This window comes from Candidatus Pseudomonas auctus (assembly GCF_048654275.1).
Lineage (GTDB): Bacteria > Pseudomonadota > Gammaproteobacteria > Pseudomonadales > Pseudomonadaceae > Aquipseudomonas > Aquipseudomonas pharyngis.
In genome coordinates this window covers 101,748-122,811 of the sequence record NZ_JBJYZK010000014.1, presented here as the reverse complement: position 1 = coordinate 122,811, position 21,064 = coordinate 101,748, and the positions used below count along the sequence as shown (strand labels likewise).

Here is a 21,064-nt window from a genome sequence, read left to right as displayed (position 1 = left end):
GATCAACCCATGAATCTGCAACTCGATGCCCTGCGCCAGGCCTACCGCAATGGCGACACCACTCCGCGGCAATTGCTGCTGGCGCTGCGGGACAAAGCGGCGGCGCTGAACCCGGACTATCACCTGTTCATCCACTTGCTCAGCGTCGAAGAACTGGAACCGTATCTGGCCGCCCTCGACGGTCGCGACCTCGACAGCCTGCCGTTGTATGGCGTGCCGTTCGCGATCAAGGACAACATCGACCTCGCCGGCATTCCCACCACCGCCGCGTGCCCGGCGTTCGCCTATGTGCCGGAGCGTTCGGCGACCATCGTCGAGCAACTGCTGGCGCTGGGGGCGATCCCGCTGGGCAAGACCAACCTCGACCAGTTCGCCACCGGCCTAAACGGCAGCCGTTCGCCTTACGGCGCCTGCCCGAACAGCGTGTTGCCGGAATATCCGTCGGGCGGCTCCAGCGCCGGTTCGTCACTGGCCGTGGCGCTCGGTGTAGCCAGTTTCGCGTTGGGCACCGACACCGCCGGCTCCGGCCGGGTGCCGGCGGCGCTGAACAACCTGGTGGGTCTGAAAGCCAGCAAAGGCCTGATCTCCACCGCCGGCGTGCTGCCGGCCTGTCGCACGCTGGACTGCGTCACCACGTTCACCGCAACGGCCCGGGAAGCCAGCCAACTGCTGGCACTGACCGCGCGCCTCGATCCACGGGACGAATACAGCCGCAGCAATCCGTCATGGAACGACGGCACCGCGTTCGGTGTGCCACGGCCGTTTCGCTTCGGTGTACCGCGTGCGCAAGACCTGGAATTTTTCGGCTGTGAGGAAGGCCCGCTGCTGTTCGGCGACGCCATCGACCGGCTCAAGGCTGTGGGGGGTGAGGCTGTCGAGCTGGATTTGTCGCCGTTCCTCGAAGCGGCGCGGTTGCTCTATGAAGGGCCGTGGGTGGCCGAGCGCTACAGCGTGGCCGGCGAGTTGATGGAAGAAAATCCCGAAGCAGTGCTGCCGGTGATCCGCGCGGTGCTGGCCAAAGCCCCGGCCGTCAGCGGCGTGCAGACATTCCGTGCGCAATACCGCCTGCAAGCGCTGAAAGCCGTTTGCGATAAAGCACTGGAAGGACTCGACTGCGTGCTCACGCCCACCATCGGCCGCCCGGTGACGCTGGCGGAACTCGACGCCGAACCGGTGCTGCGCAATTCCGAACTGGGCTACTACACCAACTTCATGAACCTGCTCGACTACGCCGCCGTCGCCGTGCCCAGCGGTTTCATGGACAACGGGCTGCCGTGGGGTGTGACGCTGTTTGGCCGGGCGTTTACCGATCAGTATCTGCTGGGAGTGGCCGATGCCTTGCAGCGCCAGCAGGATCCCGGGCTGCCGACGCCAAACAACCCGGCGCGCCATGACCGTGCACGACTGGTGGTCTGCGGTGCGCACCTGGACGGGCTGGCCCTGAACTGGCAACTGCGTCAGTGCGACGCACGCCTGATCGAGGCCACCTACAGCTCGAAGGACTACAAACTCTATGCCCTGGCCGGCGGCCCACCGTTGCGTCCGGGGATGCTGCGCGTGGCCGAAGGTGGCGTGGCCATCGAGGTGGAAGTCTGGGAATTGCCGAGCCGTGAGCTGGGCTCGTTCCTGACCGGCATCCCGGCGCCGCTGGGTCTGGGCAAGGTACAACTGGCGGACGGCCGCTGGGAGAGCGGTTTCATCTGCGAACCCTACGGCCTGGAAGGTGCAATCGATATCAGCCATTTGGGTGGGTGGCGAGCGTATCTGCAAACCGGAAACTGAGCCGAAAACCAGCCCCTTCTCCTTCCGGGAGGGGGCTGGATGAGCAAGCCATTCTCCAGACACCCCTGCCCGGCTGATCCCCCCGCATTTCAGGCACAAATCCCGCAGTCTTTTCCCCGCCGTGCCACTAGAATGCTGCCCATCGGGTCACTGTCAACGGAATTGCCAATGCCGCTCAGATCTGCGTTTCACTCCCAACGTTCGCTGGTCCTGACCCTGGTCGCCCTGCTCGGCGCAGGTTTCCTCGCCACCTCGCTGCTCAGCTACTACGCCTCGCGAGCGTCGATCCGCGACAACATCGTCAACACCGAACTGCCGCTGACCTCCGACACGGTGTACTCGGAAATCCAGAAAGACCTCGTCAGACCGATCCTGATTTCCTCGATGATGTCCCGCGACACCTTCATGCGCGACTGGGTGGTGAACGGCGAGAAGGACAGCGACCAGATGACCCGCTACCTCGACGAGGTCATGACCCACTACGGCGCCTACACCGCGTTTTTCGTCTCCAACAGCACCCACACTTACTACCACGCCAAGGGCGTGCTCAAGCAGGTGAAAATCGACGAGCCGCGCGACGCCTGGTACTTCCGCGTGCGCGACATGAAGGATCCGTACGAGATCAACGTCGACCCGGACCTGGCCAACAAAGACAACATGACCTTCTTCATCAACTACAAGGTCTACGACTACAACGATCGCTTCATTGGCGCCGCTGGCGTAGGACTGACGGTGGACGCAGTGATCAAGCTGATCGACAAATACCAGCAGCGCTATCAACGCAGTGTGTACTTCGTCGACACCTTCGGCCGACTGGTGCTGACCGGCGCCGAGGGCGGGCCGGAAGGTGCGCGGGTCGGGAAAAGCCTGACCGATCTCGACAGCATGAAAAGCCTGGTCAGCCAATTGCCCAAACCCCACAGCGGCAGCTATGAATATTCCACCCACGGCCAAGGGCATTTCCTCAACGTGCGGTTTATTCCGGAGCTGAACTGGTACCTGTTTGTCGACAAACGCGAAGACGGCGCGCTGAGCGAAATCCGCCAGTCGTTGTATCTCAACCTGCTGATCTGCCTGCTGGTGACGTTGATCGTGCTGGCCCTGGTCAACCGCTTGATCCGCCGCTATCAGGAAAAGATCCACGCCCAGGCCACCCTCGACAGCCTCACCGAACTGCCCAACCGCCGCGGCTTCGACCTGCTGGCCGCGCAAGCTTTAACTGAGGCCCATCGCGAACCGAAACCGCTGACCGCGTTGCTGCTGGATCTGGATCACTTCAAGGCCTTGAACGACACCTACGGGCACATGGCAGGCGATCAGGTGCTGATCGGTTTCGCCCGGGACCTGCAAAGTTGTCTGCGGCATTCCGATATCGTCTGCCGTTGGGGCGGTGAGGAATTTATCGTGCTGCTGAAGGACACCGATGGCGAGACCGGTCAGAAGATTGCCGAGAAGATCCGCCAGCACGTCGAACAGCATGAATATGCCTACAACGGTCACACCCTGAATCTGACCGTCAGCATCGGCGCCACCACCCTGCAACCGGATGACACCTTGCACAGTCTGCTGTCCCGGGCCGATCATGCAATGTACCGGGCCAAACAGACCGGCCGTAACCGCACCTGCGTGGAAATGCCTCACTCGACCTATGCCTGACGCCAAGAACACACCTGACCTCTGCCCGGCCTGCGGCGCCCGCAACGACTGCACCCTGGCCGACCCGCGCACCGCCGACCGCGCCTGCTGGTGCTACGGCGTTTCCATCGATCCGGCAGTGCTCGAAGCCCTGCCGGCGGAACTGCGCGACAAGTCCTGCCTGTGCCCGCGCTGCGCCCAGGTCGAGGCGCAACTGCAAGCGGCCAGGCCGTCGATCCCGTAAGATGCGCGCCCCGCTTCCTGCCGATTGCTGATCATGCGTGTCGACCGTTTCCTGAGTAACCTGCCCCGCTACAACCGCAAGCAGGTTCGCCTGTTGCTGGTGGAAAAGCGCGTGCGCATTGACGGAAAAGTCGTCAGCGATCCCCACAGCGATGTGCTGGAGTTCAGCCGCGTCGAGGTCGACGACGAAGTGCTGCAAAGCGGTAAACCGGCGCGCTACTTCATGCTGTACAAACCACAGGGCTGCGTCAGCGCCACCCGCGATCCCGAGCATCCGACCGTGCTCGACCTGATCCACGAGCCGGACAAAGACGACCTGCACATCGCCGGGCGGCTGGATTTCAACACCACCGGGCTGATGTTGATCACCAATGACGGCAGCTGGTCGCGGCGCCTGACCCAGCCGCAGACCAAACTGCCGAAGGTCTATTACGTCGAGACCGAACAGGAGATCGGCCCGGAATATGCGATCAAGTTCGCTGAAGGGATCTACTTCGCCTTTGAGGACCTGACCACCCAACCGGCGCAGCTGCAAGTGCTCGGCCCGCGAACTGCGCGGTTGAGCATCGTCGAAGGTCGTTACCATCAGGTGAAGCGCATGTTCGGCCACTTCAACAACAAAGTGCTGCGCCTGCACCGCGAATCCATGGGCCCGCTGGCGCTGGATAACGCGCTAAAACCGGGCGAGTACCGCGCTTTGCGCACCGAAGAGATTCATTTGTTCTAAGCAGCCGACCGCTCAGCAGAAGTTGTCGAACAATTTACCAACGGCACTTGCGCGATCCGGATCCCCCTGCTTGAATCAGGTCGTCGGCCAAATTGTGACCGATGAGTCACACATAACATCCAAGAAACTTTTTGTCGGTAGACAGCCCATCAGGGCTGCGCCTCAGCCGGCAGACTGCCCGCCAATAACAACACCCGTCGACCTGCCGTACCGGATCGACATGGGCTCCAAAATTCCAGGCGTATGCCTACCTGTCACAAAGCTCGTGCAATCTCATTTGCGCGCATACCCGCTTGCTTGCCAGGAGTCTTATGACATGAGGCCAGAAATCGCTGTGCTGGATATACAGGGTCAGTATCGGGTTTACACGGAGTTCTATCGCGCAGACGCCGCAGAAAAGACCATCATCCTGGTCAACGGCTCGATGGCCACGACTGCGTCGTTTGCACAAACCGTGAAAAATCTGCACCCGCAATTCAACGTGGTCTGCTACGACCAGCCCTACGCGGGCAAGTCGAAAGTCCACAACCGCCACGAGAAACATCTGACAAAAGAAGTCGAAGGTCTGATCCTGCTGGAGCTGATCGATCACTTCGCGGCCGAACACGTGCTGTCGTTCTCCTGGGGTGGCGCCGCGACCATGGTCGCCCTCGCGCATCAGCCTCGGCGCATCGAAAAAGCCGTGATCAGCTCGTTCTCCCCGGTGATCAACGCGCACATGCTCGATTACCTCGAACGCGGCGTCGAATGCCTCGGCCAACGCGACGGCGACCGGGTCGGGCACCTCGTCAACGACACCATCGGCAAACACCTGCCGTCGCTGTTCAAGCGCTTCAACTATCGCCACGTCAGCAGCCTGGCCGAGCACGAATACGGGCAGATGCATTTCCACATCAACGACGTGCTGCACAGCGACCGTCAGTGCTATTTGAACGCGGCGAAGAAAATCAACGTACCGGTGCTGTTCCTGAACGGCGAATGGGACGAATACACCGCCGCCGAAGATGCGCGCCTGTTTGGCAGCCACGTGGCGCAGAGCACCTTCACCACCCTTCAGGCCACCGGGCACTTCCTCGACATGGAACACAAATCCGCCTGCCGGGACAGCCAGAACGCCCTGCTCGGTTTCCTGAAACCGGCGCAACAGGCCAGCCGAACGCGTTACCAGTTTGTCCAGGATCACCATGCATTGGCCATTTGAAACAGTGTCGTCGCGAGCAAGCCTGCAGGCCTGAGATTCAGCCGTCCTCCAGCCCGCAGCGCTTGCCCGCGATTGACCGACTTCGGCCCTGTTTCAGGACTTTCCGTAGTTCGCGTGCAAAGAAAACTTCAAATCCGTGGCCGAGTCTGGTACAAAGTCAGCCGCTCTGAGCGGGTGTCGTATAATGGCATTACTCCAGCTTCCCAAGCTGATAACGAGGGTTCGATTCCCTTCACCCGCTCCAATCGAATTTATGTCCTGCGTCGTGGTTTGACGGGGGATGCGGAAACAGAAAAACCGGCCTTGATGGCCGGTTTTTTTGTGTCTGCGTTTTGAGGTCAACTGCTTGTTCGGCAAAGAACAATTCAGAAACACACCGTTGATTGCAGTTACGCTATTCCTCCTTATGTTTAGCCGCCAGATAAGCATACGAGGTATGACCTAATGGTTATGCTTGGGATAAATCACGGAGCAACCCCATGTCTTCCATGAAACCCGGCCCCCAAAAGGAGTACACGAGTCCATTCGCAGACTTCATTCGTAATGCAAATCGGAAGAAAAGAAGCGCGTTTACAGTGAAGTGCTGACTGAAGCCACCAAAAAACAGAATGAAGTGATGCTGGCTGCACGTGAAAAGCAAGACTGATCACGTTAGTGGATTCAAAAATTGCCCGGCCAAGTGCCGGGCTTTTTCATTCTGACGTTGGCGTGGTTCTCAACTTTTTCACGAAAAGAATACGAGAGTCTCGCGCGGATCATTACAGGGGAGAAATTCAGTAGACCGGCGTAGATGGCCGTTTTTTGAGGCCTGTTGTCTAATGACACGCAAGCTAGTTTTGAACCATTCAGAAACAACACGTTGATTGAGTTCCCCCCGGCTGCGCTTACGCTCCTGACAATCAGGCACTCATGTCGTGAGCGCTCTTATACCGAAGCGTTAGGCCTCAAGGGAAATAATCCGCATGCTTTATCCAATCGCAATATCTCCCAGCGACGGCGACTCAACATGGGGGGTTGAAGTACCAGATCTCCCCGGTTGCTTCTCCGCCGGAAACGATCAGAACCATGCGCTGGAAATGGCCAAAGAGGCGATAGAAACCCACATCGCGATTCTCGCTGAGAGCGGTGCCGTGATACCTGCCGCCAGCAAGGTCAGTAACCATGTTTCCGATCCGAGGTTTGAAAACTGCGTATGGGCGTTGGTGGATGTGGACATCAGTCAGTGCCTGGGGAATACGCAAAAGGTCAACATCACACTCCCAGGCTACTTGTTGAGCCGCATAGACCTTCACGTCAGCCAGCATCCGGAGGAAAAGAGTCGTTCCGCATTTTTGGCTTCGGCTGCGTTGCGTATGTTGAGTTCGTGAGTAATCTCTCGCCGCACACAAAAATGGCGTGATGCTCGCCATGTTTTCAGACGTTTCCCAGCGATCAGTTCTTGAGATTCCGCTAGCATTCGCACGCCCAAGAGGACGCTTGGGGTTAACGGACGTACTCAACAAGGACGACTCATGCTTTCTTCCGCACGCTTGGGCGATAAACACGTTTTTTCATTGCCAGGACATGGGGAGATGTAGTCCGTGTCCACGAATGCAAGTAAGCGACGCCCGCTCTATCTCGTTATGCGGTTACTTATTCTTGTGGTGTTGACGTATCTGGTTTGGTACGTCGCAGTGCCACGCGTCGAGATTGATTTCTCGAAAGAAGGCACAGGTGATTTGAGGTATGTGCTGAATACGCAAAATGAGATCTTTCGCGGAAATCTTGCCCCCGGAGAGTCTACGGGCGGACCAGGGAGTCTGTTTCCCGATGATGACTTTTTTATGGAGTTTGATTGGCGTAATTCCGGGCAAAATCATTGCATCAGGATCACCCCGAAATGGCCCACGACTAAAATTCATATCGGGAACAATGGCGAGGTTGACCGTGGCGCTGGCAGTGGCACCGATGTCGATCAGCTGGAGCCTTGCACACCTTGAAGGAGACAACCTTCGTAAAGAAAAACCGGCTCAATGAGCCGGTTTTTTTATGCCTGCTAAAACATTGCATCAACGCAGTTAACTCTTCACCTCAACATGATCCAGCGCCTGATTCACCGCCAATTCCCCCAGCATCACCAACTGCGCAATGCCTATCGCGGTTCTGCGGTGGGTGGGGTCAAGGGTGGCGGCGAAGTTGTTGAGCATTTCGCTGGCCGAGCCAAGGGATTCGCTGGCGTTAGCGAGCAAGGATTCGGTGTCGTAGGCCGGGTTGGCGAAGTACATCGGTTCGGGTTGGTTGGTCGTGCCCATGACATGGGCGCCGGGGCAGAGGTAATGATCGAGGGCGCGGTTGGCGGCGTCGTGGAGTTTTCTGCAGTCGATCGAGACGTACGGGGATGTTGGGTCGGTTTCGACTTCGGGGGGATTCGGGGTTGGCTTCTTCATAATGGCTTCTTTCTGGTCGATAGGTGGAGCTGACCTACTCGGTTCCAATCGAAGAGGTGGCAGCTGTACGCGAGTTGGAACCCGGGCGAAAAAAGCCAAAAGCCCGACAGACTCGAAGTCTCTCGCGCACAGCCGCCATAACAGAGTGCACACCATGAAGGCGGGCAAGCATACGTCATGAAAGCTGCTTTTGCTTTTTTGGGAAGTCGCCGGGGTTCCAATCCCGATCGCCGATTCATCAGCGACCCTCACAGGCTAGAGCCCGCACTTCCGACGGACAACCTGAAAACCTTGTGGGAAGGTTCAGTAAACAGGGCCAACTCTTTAAACATCCTGAATCGAAAAACCACGTTTACAGATCCCCAACACTCCCCCGGTTCTCACACTCGCCACGACCCGCTAGCATTTCCCCATCACCCACCACCCTCCCCCTGCGCGGCCATCGACGAATACGCGCCATCACGTTTCGAGGGATTCAAAACCGTGGCCTGCGAGCCACCCAAATCAAATTCAAAAGAGCAGCAATCCATGACCCAGAACATCTACGACGACCCCGAATTTTTCCACGGCTACAGCCAGATGAACCGCTCCATCGGCGGCCTCGATGCTGCGCCGGAATGGCCGGCGCTGAAAGCCTTGTTGCCCTCCCTGCACGGTTTGCAGGTGGTGGATCTGGGCTGCGGCTACGGCTGGTTCTGCCGCTGGGCCAGCGAACACGGCGCTGCCCAAGTGTTGGGTCTGGATGTCTCGGAGAAAATGCTCGAGCGGGCGAAGGAAACTACTTCGGCCGCAAACATCCGCTACGAACGCGCCGACCTGGAACACCTCGACTTGCCTGCGTGCACTTACGATCTGGCCTACAGCTCACTGGCACTGCACTACATCAAGGATCTTTCGGGGCTGTTTACCAAGCTGCATGCGGCGCTTAAACCCGGTGCGCATTTTGTGTTTTCCATCGAGCACCCGATCTTCATGGCCCCGCGCCATCCGGGCTGGCTGGTCGACAGCGAAGGCAACAAGCGCTGGCCGCTGGACAGTTATCAGATGGAAGGCGAGCGGGTGACCAACTGGCTGGCCGACGGGGTGATCAAGCAGCACCGCACGGTCGGCACGCTGCTCAACGCGTTGATCGACGCCGGGTTCACGATTCAACACGTCAATGAATGGGGCCCGAGCGATGAGGAAGTGGCTGCGCAACCCGCCCTCGCTGAAGAGCGCGAGCGGCCGATGATGATGCTGGTCGCTGTACAGCGCTGACCGTAAAGAAAGGGCCGATCAAATCGGCCCTATTTCGTATCAACGTGTGGCGACAATGAACAACCGCGGAAACGGCAACAACACCGAACCGTCCGCCAGCGCCGGATACGCCTTCGCGACCTCCGCCAGATACTGCGCCAGATAATCCGCTCGCTCCGCTTCCGTCAGCGGACTGAGGAACGGAATCAGACCGCTGCCCTTGAACCACTCGACAACGCCGGAAGCCCCGCCTGCCAACTGATGGTGATAGGTGGTGCGCCACACGTCGACCCGCGCGCAATACGGCCGCAACATCGAGAAATAGTCACGGGCATCCGCCATCTCGGTCCGCTGCCCCGCCGCGCCCGCCAGTTTGCTGGCCCACGGCCCGTTGGCAGCGACCTCCCGCATCAACCGATGGGACGGCTCGTTGAGGTTGTCCGGCATCTGGATCGCCAGGCTGCCGCCCTGCGCCAACTTGCCCGCCAGCGCCGGCAACAACGTCGCGTGATCCGGCACCCACTGCAAAACGGCGTTGGCAAAGATCACATCGAATGGCCCCGCATCCGCCCATTTATCGATGTCCGCCACCGCGAACTGCAACTGCGGCAGACGCTTGCGCGCGGCATCGATCATGTCAGGCGAACTGTCGAGCCCCTGCACTTTCGCCCCCGGAAAACGCTCCACCAGCAACTCGGTCGAGTTGCCCGGACCACACCCGATATCCACCACGGAACGCGCCTCGGGCGTGGGAATTGCCGCCAGCAAGTCGCGAGCCGGGCGGGTGCGTTCATCTTCGAAAGTGACGTATTGCTTGGCGGACCAGGTCATTGCGTTCTCCTGTCTTGGACGTTTTGGCGAAACGTAGAAAAGCGGCTGCCGTCACGATACAGCGATCGCGTTTATCTGCCCTCCCCTACGTATGTCCGATATCGCCGGGACCGCTGTCTTCGCCGTGCCCACAGGCACTCAGAAAACTGTAAGTAGAATTTTCCGCCCCCCTCCGATGTCTGAATTTCAAGCTCCCCCCACAAGGAAAACGGCCATGAAATTCGCAAAAATCTCCCAGAAGCTCGCCCTCTGGGCCGGCAGCCCCAAAACGTTCATGGGGGCGTTGATTCTGATCGGGCTCTGGGGGTTGAGCGGGCCGATTTTCGATTACAACGACACCTGGCAACTGATCATCAACACCTCGACCACGATCATCACGTTCCTGATGGTGTTCCTGATCCAGAACACCCAAAACCGCGACACCGACATCCTGCATTTGAAACTCGATGAACTGCTGCGGGTGAACAAGGAGGCGCAGAACGCGATGCTCGGGCTGGAGTCGCTGGATCTCAAGCAGCTGGAGGCGCTGCGTCGGCATTACCGGGCGATGGGTGAGAATGAGGTGTTTGACCTGGAAGGTCTGGGAGACAAGAGCAAGCCGAAGCAGGATCTGAATGAATGCTGACAGGCAAAAAAAAACGGCGCTAAAAAAGCGCCGTTTTCATTGCTGCGGATTCAGCGACTGGCCTGAAGGGCTCGGGCCATTTCCAGATGACTCTGCAGTTTTGGCAGGGTCTCGTCGGCAAACGCCTTGATCTCCGGCACGTCGGTGGTCTGAGCCTCCTGCTGGATCTGCTGAATGGCCTCTTCCGTGGCTTTGACCTGGCTGGCAGCGTAGGCCTGATCGAAGCTGGCGCCTTCTTTGACTTCGGGCATCAGCGCTTTGGCCTTGTCGGCAACTTCTTCGCGGGGCGCCACCGGCAGGTCCAGTTTCTTGGCGATTTTCGCCAGATGCTGGTTGGCGGTTGTGCGGTCGTTGATGACGACGATGGTGTAATCCTTGACCTCTTTGGACTCGGCCTTGCTGTGCGCCAGACGACTGGCCTCAATGTCGGCCATGCCTTTGGCCGAGGCCTCATTGATGAAGTCGGCAGGCGACTGGGCAAACGCGCTGCTGGCGAACAACCCCAGCAGGCTGACAAAACTGATGTGGCGTACTCGGGTGGCCATCCGGCTCATGGTCGCGCCCTCCTTCTTTGCAGATTCAAGCGGGAGCTTGCGCCCCCGCCTCTCAATCAAAACAACCTTCACCGACTACTTCGACTTTTGAGCAGGCTTGCGGCCCATCTCGGTTTTAGGCTCTTTGTCGACCGTCGTGGTGGTGGTTTTCCCACCTTTGCGACCGGCTTCAGACGCCTTGGTCTTATCGTTGGCGAAGTTTCCCGAGTTCGAGTTTCTTGAATTAGGCATGATTCTCTACCCCTTGGTATTTGATCGCGGCGAGCAGGTGCCCGCCTAGATTGAGAATTTCCTGACTGCCAAAGGTTTAGAAAAGTTGCCGTCGCCGCGACGAACGGTGAGCTGCCAGTCAGTGGTCCAGCGCCCGATGATTCAAGCGTTTGGCGGCGTACATGGCTTGGTCGGCGTGGCGGAACAGTTGCTGTTCCTCGTCGCCATGCTCGGGATATCGGGCCACGCCAATGCTCGGTTCGATGTGCAGGTTGTGCCCGTCCAGGCGCAGGGGTTGCACCAATACCTGTCGGATTTTTTCCGCCACGCTGTCGGCATCGTCGGCGGCGTGGACGCTGTGCAGCAGCACCACGAATTCGTCGCCGCCGATTCGCGCCACGGTGTCGGTCTCGCGCACGCAGCCCTTGAGCCGGTTGGCCACCGCCTGCAAGAGCATGTCGCCCACCGCATGGCCAAAGGTGTCGTTGACCTGTTTGAAGCGATCCAGATCGACGTACAGCAGCGCCATGTGCCCGGACTGTTCCCGCGCATGGCTCAGCGCAGCCTTGAGGCGCTCGCGCAGCAGCTCACGGTTGGGTAATTGGGTCAATTGATCGTATTGCGCCATGCGCCGCAGGCGGGCGTGCAGTTGCTGGCGTTCGATGGCGGTGGCGACCTGGGCACAGACGTATTGCAGCAGTTCCTTGTCGCGTTCGGTGTAGCGCTCGCCACCGGGCAGGCTTTTGACGATCAGCGCGCCGATGGTGCGGTCTTTCGAGCTCAGCGGTACGCCGAGCCAGCACGGCGATTGCTGCCCGGCCACCAGCGCGGCGAACTCCGGCGGCGCGTGGGGGCAATCCGGGGTCAGGAGGATTGGCTGGCGGCTGCGGATCACCTCCGCACACAGACGCCCGGTGACTGTCCCGGGTTGTTCCGGTTGCAACTCGTCATCGTCAACGTGATAGGGGAAATTCAGCTGCGCGCAATGTTCGTCGTACAGCGCCACGGAGAAATTCAGCGCCGGCAGCCACTCGCCAATAATCATGTGAATGCGCTTGAACAGCGCCAGCAGATCCTCCGCCGCATGGGCCGCTTCGGAGATGGCGTACAGCGCCGCCTGGCGCGACTCGGCGAGTTTGCGCTCGGTGATGTCCCGAGCCACGGCGATGCGCAGTTGGTCGACCTCCGACCAGCGCGCCGACCACAGGATATGCACGACGCTGCCGTCCTTGCGCACATAACGGTTTTCAAAATTGTGCTTGGGTTCGCCGCCCATGATGTCGTTCGCGGCAGCCAGGGTGCGCTCACGGTCGGCCGGGTAGACGTAGTCGATCATCGACTGGCCGATCAGCTCGTCAGGCGTGTAGCCGAGAATCCGCTCGCAGGCTGCGCTGACAAAAACGAAACGGCCCTGCTTGTCCACGGCACAGACGGCGTCCAGCAACAGATCGATGTAACTCGCCAACGGCGCGGAATTTCGGCTTTCCATGGTTCAGAAAAGGTGTCCGGACAATGCAGCGCTGATCCACCGTCCCTGACCCCGACCTCGCATCCTGCGATCGATTTCAAGCCTTGTTCGGCATCAACCCCGGCAGTGCATGCACCAGCGCGTTGATGGCAAAACAGATGAACATGATCCCGCACAACCGGGTGATCGCCAGTTCATGACGCTGGTACAACGTACGCACCTGCCGCGCCCCGACGATGCCAATGAGGATAGCGTAGGCGAGCAATCCGCCGAGGAAGCTCAAGGCGATCAGCATCGGCAGCATCGACCAGTTGAGCAGTTCGGCGCGGCTCGACAGCAGCGCGGTGAAGGTTGCCACCGCCACCGGGTAGGCCTTGGGGTTGGTCAGGCCGAACAGGATGCCGTGCCAGAACGGCTGACGCGCCGCGCCCTGCGGTTGATCGCCGTTGCTGCGCTTGGCCCGTACCGCACGCCAGCCGAGCCAGAACAGGTACAGGCCGCTGAGTACGCCGAGTACATCGAACGCGGTGCTGCCGATTTCCCGGGCGCCGACAATCGCAATCAGCGCGGTGCTGCACCAGATCACATCGCCCAGCAGGTGCCCGCACAGAAACCCCGCCCCGGCCCTCCGCCCACGTGCGGCGCCAATGCCGAACACCGCCAGCACACCCGGCCCCGGCGTGATGCCGTAAATGAAACCCGAAGCCAGCACGGCCATTAGCAACGATGGAGTCATGGAAAACCTGCAAGTCCCGGAAAACGTGGCCGCCAGTCTATCCCAGCAGTTTGTGAATATTCACGACTCGTTGAAAAAACCCATGCCCGCGTAGGGCTTTTGCCGACACGCGGCCAGTCGCGAGGCCAGGTCGCCGACGTGGGCTTCGAGTTTGTGCCCGTCCGGGTCGAGGAAGTAGAACGACGCGCCTTCGCTGCGGTTGTCGCGCCATTCCTGCACGTTGGCGGCGCGAAGCTGCTGTACGAACAGCGGAAAATCTTCAGCGCCAATGCTGAAGGCGTAGTGGGTATAGTCGGCGGCGGGTTCGGGATGGCGCTTCGGATCGAAGGACAGGCACAACCACAGGCCCGGGAGCGACAGATAGGCACCGGCGTCCCAGGTGGCCTCGACTCGCAGCTTCAGGATGTCGCGGTAGAACGCGAGGCTGCGGTCCAGGTCGGTGACAGCGAGGGTCAGGTGATTGAGGCCGGTGAGCATCGGTCAGTAACCTCGGAGGTCTTCGGGGATGGAGTATTGCTTGCCGTCGTAGGTCAGGGTGATTTGGGTTTTCTTCAGTGGGGAATCCTGGGAAACGCACTCCTTGCCGGCCTTGACGGTTTTCATCGCCGTGCCGCTTGAGGTGACGATCAGGTCGGAATAACCATTGTGGCTGGTCGGGCCGATTTCCACGGTTCGGCGAATTTGCTGACCTTCACCCACACAGTTTTCCAGCCACTCACCGTTGTTCTTGTAGACCACCAGGCCATCAAGTACCGGGCGCAGTTTATTACCCTCGCGCACATAAAGTGTCAGGTCGGTTTTTTCGTAGGGAATGGCGCTTGAATTGTGCGAGAACTTTGACCGCAGCCCGAACGCGCGAACATCCGGGGCCAGCCGATAGCGAGCGGTATCGACCAGCAGATCGGTGAAACGAATGGCATCGGAATTGTAGGCACCGGGTTTCGCATACGTCGCCAGCGTCTTCCAGTTGCTGGTGTCGATGATCGCCAGATCCAGATCAAACACACCGGCATCGTCACTACCAGCATCCGGCACGTAGGTGGATTTGAGGGCAATCGCCTGATCCTTGAACGCCGGCCATGCCTTGCAGCGTGCCAATGACTGGTCGTTGTAATCCTTGGTGACGCAGGAAACCTGGGCCTGGGCTGGAGCGGTGATGGCCAGCAAGCCGAGAGCGATGAAAAGTCGGGTTAGGGTGAGCATTGTTCTTCCTTGAATTAAGTCGCGTTGGCTCTGTATCACTCGATGGCTTTGAAACCTTTAGGCAGGACGTAGGATTTTCCGTCGTAGCGAAGGGTTGTCAGTTCAGGACCACTGACACTGATTTTGTCTTCACAAGTATCGCCTTCGACGACATTGGTCGTCCCTGTCGTCTTGGTTTTGATGATCAGATCGGCATAACCATGGGAGCTGGTCTTGGCGATTTCTACCGTTCTGGTCGTCTCATATCGCTCGCCGGCGCAATCACCGTCCCATTCGCCGCCGTACTCATAAACCACTAATTGACTGAGCACGGGACGTAATTTATCGGCCTCTCTCACATAAAGAGAGAGGTGCGTTTCCTCAAGCGGGTTGAGGCGAGAGGCATTGGTGAATTGCACGCGAACGCCAAACGCCCGTACTTCTGGGGTTAGTTTGTAGCGCGCGGTATCGAGCGAGAGATCTCGCAATGCCACCCCACCCGAGAAAAAAACGGAGGCTTGGTGATAAGTGGCAACCGGTTCCGTTTGGTCGCTTTTCAAGACCGATAAATTGAAATCATAGGTGCCGCTCGTGTCGGTGCTCTCCGGCACGGAGCTGCGCTCAAATTTCGCATTCGCGCTGATGATCAACCCCGGATACGCCGGCCACTCCTTGCACACGGAGAAATCCAGATCACCCGCCACCGGCGCAGGCACACAATCAGCCAACACCTGCCCCGCCATCAGCGCCCCACAAAGCGCCAGCCCCACAACAACCCCAGACTTCACTGTCACGCCCCGCTCCTTGATGTTTTTCAGCCGCGCACTATCCCCTGCTCAATCCGCCGATTCAACCAGTTCAACGCCTGATCCCCACCCCGCCGCTTGTGCCACGCCGACACAAAGGTGAACGGCGCAATTTCAAACGGTGGCGGTACGACGATCAGCGATTGGTCATCCACCTCATTCAACGCCCGCGAAGCGACGGTCAGGATCAGGTCCGTGCCGCTGATGAAACGTGGCGCGGCGCTCCAGTGCGGCAGGCTGATGGCGACGCGGCGGCGTTCGCGCAGGGCAGTCAGGGTGCGTTCGATTTCCGGGGTGCCGCTGCCGCGCATTTCCAGCAGTACGTGCGGGCGTGACAGGTAGGTGGGCAGGTCGAGCTGGCCGTCGGCCGGCAGGCTGTGGCGATCGAGCAAACACACGTAGCGTTCCTCGAACAGTGGCGTGCTGCGCAGTTCACCCGGCAATTCGGGGAGTACGCCAGCGGCGAGGTCGATGTCGCCGTTGAGCAGGCCTTCGACCATGCCTTCGCGGCTGGCATGGCTGATTTGCAGGTCGATGCCCGGTGCTTCCGCGCGCAAGGTGCGAATCAGCCCGGGCAGGATGATCGCCGCGCCGTAGTCCGACATCGCGAGGCGAAAGGTCCGACGGGCGCTGGCCGGATCGAAGGTGTTCGGCGCCAGCAGCGATTGCACCTGGGCCAGGGTTTCCGCCAGTGGCGCCGCCAGCTCCAGCGCCCGCGCGGTGGGCACTAGCCCCGAACCGGCACGCACCAACAATGGATCACCGAGCAAGTCGCGCAGACGCGCCAACGCGTGGCTGACCGCCGGTTGACTCAGGTGCAGACGCTCGGCGGCGCGGGTCACGTGTTGCTCGCCGAGCAAGGCGTCAAGGATCACCAGCAGATTGAGGTCGATGCGGCGCAGATCATTCATTCGATGCATGTTCCGAATACCAAAACAGAATTTAAATCTGCGCGACGAATACCCTAGAGTCCAGCAAAACCTTGCCGGAGAACGATCATGGGAACGATGCAGTGGGTCGGTTTGCTGCTATTGGCGGTATTTGCCGGGGCGGTGGTGCCGTTTCAAAGTGCGATCAATATCAATCTGGCGCGGGGGTTGGGGCATCCGCTGTGGGCGACGTTCACCTCGCTGGTGGTGAGCGTGCTGGTGTTGTTGCCGGTGATTATCGTCCTGCGCTTGCCACTGCCGTCGTTGGCCCCGCTCGGCAAGCTGCCGCTGTGGATGTGGACCGGCGGGGCGTTCGGGGTGTGCTTCGTGGCCTTGGCGGTGGTGTTGCTGCCGAAGCTGGGGGCTTCGGGATTTCTGGCGCTGGCCCTGGCCGGGCAAATGATCACGTCAATCGTGCTGGATCACTTCGGCCTGTTCGGGCTGGTGGAGAAGCACCTGACATTGCCGCGCCTGTTCGGCGCAGTCTTGTTGATGGCGGGAGTGGCGTTGATCCAGTTCTCCCCGACACTGGAAAAGAGCGCCACAGCCGTTGGATAAGGGTTCAAGCGTAGGCTCTCCAGCACCGGACTTGTCGGGCATTTCATCGCCTCACAGCCGGGCAAGGCTTCGCCCTACAAGCAAATCTCCAACAGCCGTCAATGCTATCGGACGCAGCCGATTCTGACCCTGCATAGCTCTCTGTAAAGTCTGGCAACACACACAATTTGCAACACCCCATGGATTGCCCTGCTCAAGGAGAGCTGCCTATGAATCACCTGTCGGAATCCGCCAACACTTTCTCCAATTACCGCAAGGTCATCGCTTTGGCAGACCACGATTGGGAGGCTGCGGAAGCTGGAAAAATCGCCGCCCTCAACGTCGAGGTCACAGGCTGTAATCACTTGCTCGATCAGCACGGGCGCCAGTTCCATCATTTCTGCACCACCTCCTATCTGGGCCTCGATCACCACCCCGCGCTGCTTGAGGGGGCCATCACGGCGCTGCGTGAAACCGGTACGTTGCGCGTTGCCAACTCGAAAAACCGCTGCAAACTGGCGCTGCTCGAGCAATACGAAAGCGAGTTGTCGCAATTGTTTGGCGCGGTGTGTCTGAGCAGTCTGTCCTGCAGCGCCGCGAGCGCCGGTATCCTGCCGCTGCTGGCCAGTGGCGTGTTCACCCAGAACCGCCCGCCGGTGATGGTGTTTGATCGCCTGGCCCATTACTCGATGAATCACCTGAAGGCCAGTTGCGCCGACGAGACCCTGGTATTGACCTGCCCCCACAACGACATGGATTTTCTCGAATCGGTGTGCCAGCGCCATTCCACCGTCGCCTACATCGCCGACGGCGCCTACAGCATGGGGGGCGTCGCCAATCTGGACGGTCTGTTGTATCTGAAGGAGCGTTACGGCCTGTTCCTTTATCTGGACGATTCTCATGCGTTGTCAGCGGTCGGCAGCAACGGCGCAGGTCTTGTTCGACCAAGAATGCCGGCGCTGGAGGAGGACTGCCTGATCGTCGCTTCGCTGGCCAAATCGTTCGGGGCAAGCGGCGGTCTGGTGATGCTCGGGAATGAACGGCAGAGGAAGTTGATCCAGCGTTACGGCGGGCCGAGCAACTGGTCGCAAAGTCTCAATTGCGCGGCCATCGGTGCGGGCCTGGCGTCGATCCAGGTGCATCGCAGCGCGGAACTGAGGGCGCTGCAGGTTCGGCTCCAGGCCAACATCCACCTGTTCGACAGCCTCTTGAGCACCGAGCAGCACGGCAGCTCCATGGCCATCCGTTTGATCAACTGCGGCGAGGCCGCCCTGGCCACGCAAATCGCCGTTGAACTGGCCGAACACGGTTTTTTCACCAGCGCCGTGTTTTTCCCGGTAGTGGCCCGAGGTAAAGCCGCGATCCGCGTGACCCTGCGCGCCGACATGGAATCGACCCTGATCCACCGCTTTTGTGATTTGATCACCGGTCTGTTAATGACGCGCGGTCACCCTCGCCACCGCTGAACCTTTACGGACGACTCATGAACCCCAGCCTCATCCTGCTCATCACTTGCTCCACCGTGTTCCTCGCCCAGTTGGGCATGAGCATTTATCTGCCGGCGCTGCCACAGATCGCCGGGCATTTGCAGGTCGATGCATCGCAAGTGGCCTGGGGTTTGTCGCTGTACCTGATCGGCATGGCGCTGCCGATGCTGCTGTGGGGCAGCCTGGCCCAGCGCATCGGCCGCAAACCGGTGCTGCTGGCGGCATTGGGAATTTATGGCGTGGCGAATCTGGCACTGCCGCTGGGTGCGACGCTGGAGTCGTTCCTGCTGCTGCGACTGCTTCAGGGGATCGGCGCCAGCGGCATTTCGGTGATGGCGCGGGTGCTGATTCGTGACAGCTTTCGGGGGGATCTGCTGGCGAAGGCGTTGTCGTGGATTTCGATTTCATTCGTTGTCGCGCTCGGGATCGGGCAATACGCCGGTTCGCTCATTCAGGTGACGCTGGGCTGGCAGGCGATCTTTTATCTGCTGGGCGCGGTCAGTCTGTTGATGGCCGCGATAGTCTCGCGTCTGAATTTTCCGCAACTCGTCGAAGCGCCCACAACCGCTTCGCCCTGGGCGGTCTACCGGACGATTCTGGTCCATCGGGCGTTTCTTCTGCCAGCGCTCGCGGGCGGCCTGGGCTATGGCGTGATCATCGCGTTCAACAGCGCTGCGCCGTTGATTCTGCAAGGCCCGTTCAACTGGTCGGCGACTGAATATGGATTGCTGGGCTGGCCGATCAGCGCCGCATATTTTCTGGGGGCGCTGGCGGTCAATCGCTTTGTACTGCGTATCGGTCAGCACCGGTTGATGACACTGGGGGTCGCGTTGGTGATGGCCGGCACTGGCGTGATGCTGGCTGGCAGTCTGTTGGCCAGCTCGATGGCCTGGCTGCTTTGGCTGCCTTATTGCGTTGCCGTGTTCGGCCAGTCGCTGAACTATCCGATCAGCCTGTCACGGGCCAACGATGGCGCGCCGATTGCCGGCGCCTACGCGATGGCCCTGAGCGGGTTCATCCACCAATTGATGGCGGCGCTGATCGGCGCCGTGGCCAGCCTGTTCGCCAGTCCGCAAGCCTGGCCGCTGTCGTTGCTGTGCTGCATTCTGGCGATGGGCGCGCTGCTCTGTACGAGAGGCACGCCCGTTCGCCTGCCCGCTTAAAACGCGCTGCGAAAAATCTCCTCGATCTGCCGTTGATCCGCCGCCCGTGGATTGGTGAAGCCGCAGGCGTCTTTCAGGGCGTTGGCGGCGAGCACCGGGATGTCGGTGCATTTGGCGCCCAGATCACGCAGGCCACCGGGAATCTCCACGTCCCTGGCCAGGCAACGAATCGCATCGATCGCGGCTTTTGCACCCTCCTCCGGGCTGAAACCACGAATGTCGGCGCCCATGGCGTGGGCCACGTCGGTCAGACGATCGGCGCAGACCTGCGCGTTGAATGTCTGCACATGCGGCAGCAATACCGCGTTGCACACCCCGTGAGGCAGATCATAGAAACCGCCCAACTGGTGCGCCATCGCATGCACGTAGCCGAGGGACGCATTGTTGAAGGCCATGCCCGCGAGGAACTGCGCGTAGGCCATGTTTTCCCGCGCGGCCAGGTCGCTGCCGTCGCGCACGGCCAGGCGCAGGTTGTTGCTGATCAGGGTCATTGCCTTCAGCGCGCAGGCGTCGGTGATCGGGTTGGCAGCGGTGGAGACGTAGGCTTCGATCGCGTGGGTCAGCGCGTCCATGCCGGTGGCGGCGGTCAGGCTTTTCGGCATGGCGACCATCAGCGCCGGATCGTTCACCGACAGCAGAGGCGTGACGTTGCGGTCGACGATGGCCATTTTCACGTGGCGGGTTTCGTCAGTGATGATGCAGAACCGGGTCATCTCGCTGGCGGTGCCGGCGGTGGTGTTGATGGCGATCAGCGGCAGTTGCGGCTTGGTCGATTGATCGACGCCTTCGTAGTCGCGGATCTGCCCGCCGTTGGTGGCACACAACGCAATGCCCTTGGCGCAGTCGTGGGGCGAACCGCCGCCCAACGACACCACGAAGTCGCAGCGACTGTCCTTGAGCAGCGCCAGCCCCGCCTCGACGTTGGCGATGCTCGGGTTGGGTTTGGCGCCGTCGAAGATCACCGAATCGATGTCCTGCATCGCCAGTTTCTCGGCAATCATCGTCGCCACCCCGGCCTTGGCCAGCCCGGCGTCGGTGACGATCAGCGCCTTGCGAAAACCGTAGTTGCGGATCGCGTTCATGGCGTCGTCAAGGCAGCCGCTGCCCATGATGTTTACGGCGGGAATGAAAAAGGTGCTGCTCATGGCGCGTCTCCTGACTGGAGCCGAATCGACTCGTGCAATTCGGCGGATGCACACAGGATCGACCGATCGGTCACGGCGGATGTTGATCTGGCTCAATGCCCGCTCGTGATAAAGTCGCCGTCCATCTGCCCCTTTGTTTTG

The 21,064-nt window shown here is 60.1% G+C and carries 23 protein-coding genes and 1 tRNA gene; 13 read left to right on the top strand and 11 right to left on the bottom strand.

The window, feature by feature from the left end; translation table 11 throughout:
• Nucleotides 1–9: 9 nt before the first annotated feature.
• From atzF to ACKUG4_RS22830, 8 genes are all read left to right on the top strand, one after another.
• Complete coding sequence (gene atzF, locus ACKUG4_RS22865; RefSeq protein ID WP_445434892.1) at nt 10–1,782, top strand: allophanate hydrolase; 1,773 nt, start codon at nt 10–12, stop codon at nt 1,780–1,782.
• A 168-nt stretch (nt 1,783–1,950) separates the two neighbouring features.
• Entirely contained in the window at nt 1,951–3,438 is a 1,488-nt protein-coding gene (locus tag ACKUG4_RS22860) for a sensor domain-containing diguanylate cyclase (RefSeq protein ID WP_445434891.1), read from the top strand.
• On the top strand, nt 3,431–3,661 hold the full coding sequence (locus ACKUG4_RS22855) for a cysteine-rich CWC family protein (RefSeq protein ID WP_039772720.1): 231 nt from the start codon (nt 3,431–3,433) through the stop codon (nt 3,659–3,661). Before ACKUG4_RS22860 ends, ACKUG4_RS22855 begins: the two co-directional genes overlap by 8 nt.
• Before the next feature lie 33 nt (nt 3,662–3,694).
• Nucleotides 3,695–4,387, top strand: coding sequence for a pseudouridine synthase (locus ACKUG4_RS22850; RefSeq protein WP_445434890.1), 693 nt, complete (start codon nt 3,695–3,697; stop codon nt 4,385–4,387).
• A 316-nt stretch (nt 4,388–4,703) separates the two neighbouring features.
• Nucleotides 4,704–5,588 carry an alpha/beta fold hydrolase gene (locus ACKUG4_RS22845; protein ID WP_445434889.1) on the top strand — a complete coding sequence of 295 codons (885 nt, stop codon included), beginning with the start codon at nt 4,704–4,706 and terminating at the stop codon, nt 5,586–5,588.
• 170 nt (nt 5,589–5,758) lie between these two features.
• Nucleotides 5,759–5,832: transfer RNA gene (locus tag ACKUG4_RS22840), tRNA-Gly, on the top strand.
• 718 nt (nt 5,833–6,550) lie between these two features.
• The gene (locus tag ACKUG4_RS22835; RefSeq protein ID WP_085648619.1) at nt 6,551–6,955 is read left to right on the top strand and encodes a type II toxin-antitoxin system HicB family antitoxin; all 405 of its coding nucleotides are present in this window, start codon (nt 6,551–6,553) and stop codon (nt 6,953–6,955) included.
• Nucleotides 6,956–7,168: 213 nt separating this feature from the next.
• Nucleotides 7,169–7,567 (top strand): hypothetical protein, encoded by a 399-nt coding sequence (locus tag ACKUG4_RS22830; protein ID WP_445434888.1) that lies wholly within the window; start codon nt 7,169–7,171, stop codon nt 7,565–7,567.
• Between the two features lie 78 nt (nt 7,568–7,645).
• On the opposite strand, the gene ACKUG4_RS22825 is transcribed toward ACKUG4_RS22830, so the two are convergent.
• Nucleotides 7,646–8,014 carry a DUF6124 family protein gene (locus ACKUG4_RS22825; RefSeq protein WP_445434887.1) on the bottom strand — a complete coding sequence of 123 codons (369 nt, stop codon included), beginning with the start codon at nt 8,012–8,014 and terminating at the stop codon, nt 7,646–7,648.
• A gap of 528 nt (nt 8,015–8,542) precedes the next feature.
• Here ACKUG4_RS22825 and ACKUG4_RS22820 point away from each other — a divergent pair.
• Complete coding sequence (locus ACKUG4_RS22820) at nt 8,543–9,271, top strand: class I SAM-dependent methyltransferase (RefSeq protein ID WP_445434886.1); 729 nt, start codon at nt 8,543–8,545, stop codon at nt 9,269–9,271.
• Nucleotides 9,272–9,310: 39 nt separating this feature from the next.
• Here ACKUG4_RS22820 and tam read toward each other — a convergent pair whose 3' ends face one another.
• Entirely contained in the window at nt 9,311–10,081 is a 771-nt protein-coding gene (tam, locus tag ACKUG4_RS22815; protein WP_445434885.1) for a trans-aconitate 2-methyltransferase, read from the bottom strand.
• 214 nt (nt 10,082–10,295) lie between these two features.
• Between tam and ACKUG4_RS22810 the strand changes: the two genes are divergently transcribed.
• Nucleotides 10,296–10,706: a low affinity iron permease family protein gene (locus tag ACKUG4_RS22810; RefSeq protein WP_039772727.1), complete on the top strand. Its 411-nt coding sequence runs from the start codon at nt 10,296–10,298 to the stop codon at nt 10,704–10,706.
• Nucleotides 10,707–10,756: 50 nt separating this feature from the next.
• Here the strand turns inward: ACKUG4_RS22810 and ACKUG4_RS22805 are convergent, their stop codons facing one another.
• From ACKUG4_RS22805 to ACKUG4_RS22770, 8 genes are all read right to left on the bottom strand, one after another.
• Nucleotides 10,757–11,260, bottom strand: a complete 504-nt coding sequence (locus ACKUG4_RS22805; protein ID WP_064594055.1) for a DUF4142 domain-containing protein — start codon at nt 11,258–11,260, stop codon at nt 10,757–10,759.
• Between the two features lie 75 nt (nt 11,261–11,335).
• A complete protein-coding gene (locus ACKUG4_RS22800; RefSeq protein ID WP_074691067.1) occupies nt 11,336–11,491 on the bottom strand; it encodes a KGG domain-containing protein in 156 nt (51 codons plus the stop codon).
• A 118-nt stretch (nt 11,492–11,609) separates the two neighbouring features.
• The gene (locus ACKUG4_RS22795) at nt 11,610–12,959 is read right to left on the bottom strand and encodes a sensor domain-containing protein (RefSeq protein WP_445434884.1); all 1,350 of its coding nucleotides are present in this window, start codon (nt 12,957–12,959) and stop codon (nt 11,610–11,612) included.
• A gap of 76 nt (nt 12,960–13,035) precedes the next feature.
• Complete coding sequence (locus ACKUG4_RS22790; RefSeq protein ID WP_445434883.1) at nt 13,036–13,674, bottom strand: LysE family translocator; 639 nt, start codon at nt 13,672–13,674, stop codon at nt 13,036–13,038.
• 60 nt (nt 13,675–13,734) lie between these two features.
• A complete protein-coding gene (gene fos / locus ACKUG4_RS22785; RefSeq protein ID WP_064594052.1) occupies nt 13,735–14,151 on the bottom strand; it encodes a fosfomycin resistance glutathione transferase in 417 nt (138 codons plus the stop codon).
• Between the two features lie 3 nt (nt 14,152–14,154).
• Nucleotides 14,155–14,877 (bottom strand): PA3715 family protein, encoded by a 723-nt coding sequence (locus ACKUG4_RS22780; RefSeq protein ID WP_445434882.1) that lies wholly within the window; start codon nt 14,875–14,877, stop codon nt 14,155–14,157.
• A 35-nt stretch (nt 14,878–14,912) separates the two neighbouring features.
• Entirely contained in the window at nt 14,913–15,650 is a 738-nt protein-coding gene (locus ACKUG4_RS22775) for a PA3715 family protein (RefSeq protein WP_445434881.1), read from the bottom strand.
• Between the two features lie 20 nt (nt 15,651–15,670).
• A complete protein-coding gene (locus tag ACKUG4_RS22770) occupies nt 15,671–16,582 on the bottom strand; it encodes a LysR family transcriptional regulator (protein ID WP_172829473.1) in 912 nt (303 codons plus the stop codon).
• Nucleotides 16,583–16,660: 78 nt separating this feature from the next.
• On the opposite strand from ACKUG4_RS22770, the gene ACKUG4_RS22765 reads away from it, so the two are divergent.
• The 3 genes from ACKUG4_RS22765 (at nt 16,661) to ACKUG4_RS22755 (ending at nt 19,778) form a co-directional block, all read left to right on the top strand.
• Complete coding sequence (locus ACKUG4_RS22765; RefSeq protein WP_064594046.1) at nt 16,661–17,149, top strand: DMT family transporter; 489 nt, start codon at nt 16,661–16,663, stop codon at nt 17,147–17,149.
• A gap of 209 nt (nt 17,150–17,358) precedes the next feature.
• Nucleotides 17,359–18,594 carry an aminotransferase class I/II-fold pyridoxal phosphate-dependent enzyme gene (locus tag ACKUG4_RS22760; protein ID WP_445434880.1) on the top strand — a complete coding sequence of 412 codons (1,236 nt, stop codon included), beginning with the start codon at nt 17,359–17,361 and terminating at the stop codon, nt 18,592–18,594.
• Nucleotides 18,595–18,611: 17 nt separating this feature from the next.
• Nucleotides 18,612–19,778, top strand: a complete 1,167-nt coding sequence (locus ACKUG4_RS22755; protein WP_445434879.1) for an MFS transporter — start codon at nt 18,612–18,614, stop codon at nt 19,776–19,778.
• Here ACKUG4_RS22755 and yiaY read toward each other — a convergent pair.
• Complete coding sequence (gene yiaY / locus ACKUG4_RS22750) at nt 19,775–20,923, bottom strand: L-threonine dehydrogenase (protein WP_064594040.1); 1,149 nt, start codon at nt 20,921–20,923, stop codon at nt 19,775–19,777. The two genes, ACKUG4_RS22755 and yiaY, sit on opposite strands and share 4 nt — an antisense overlap.
• Between the last annotated feature and the right edge of the window lie 141 nt (nt 20,924–21,064).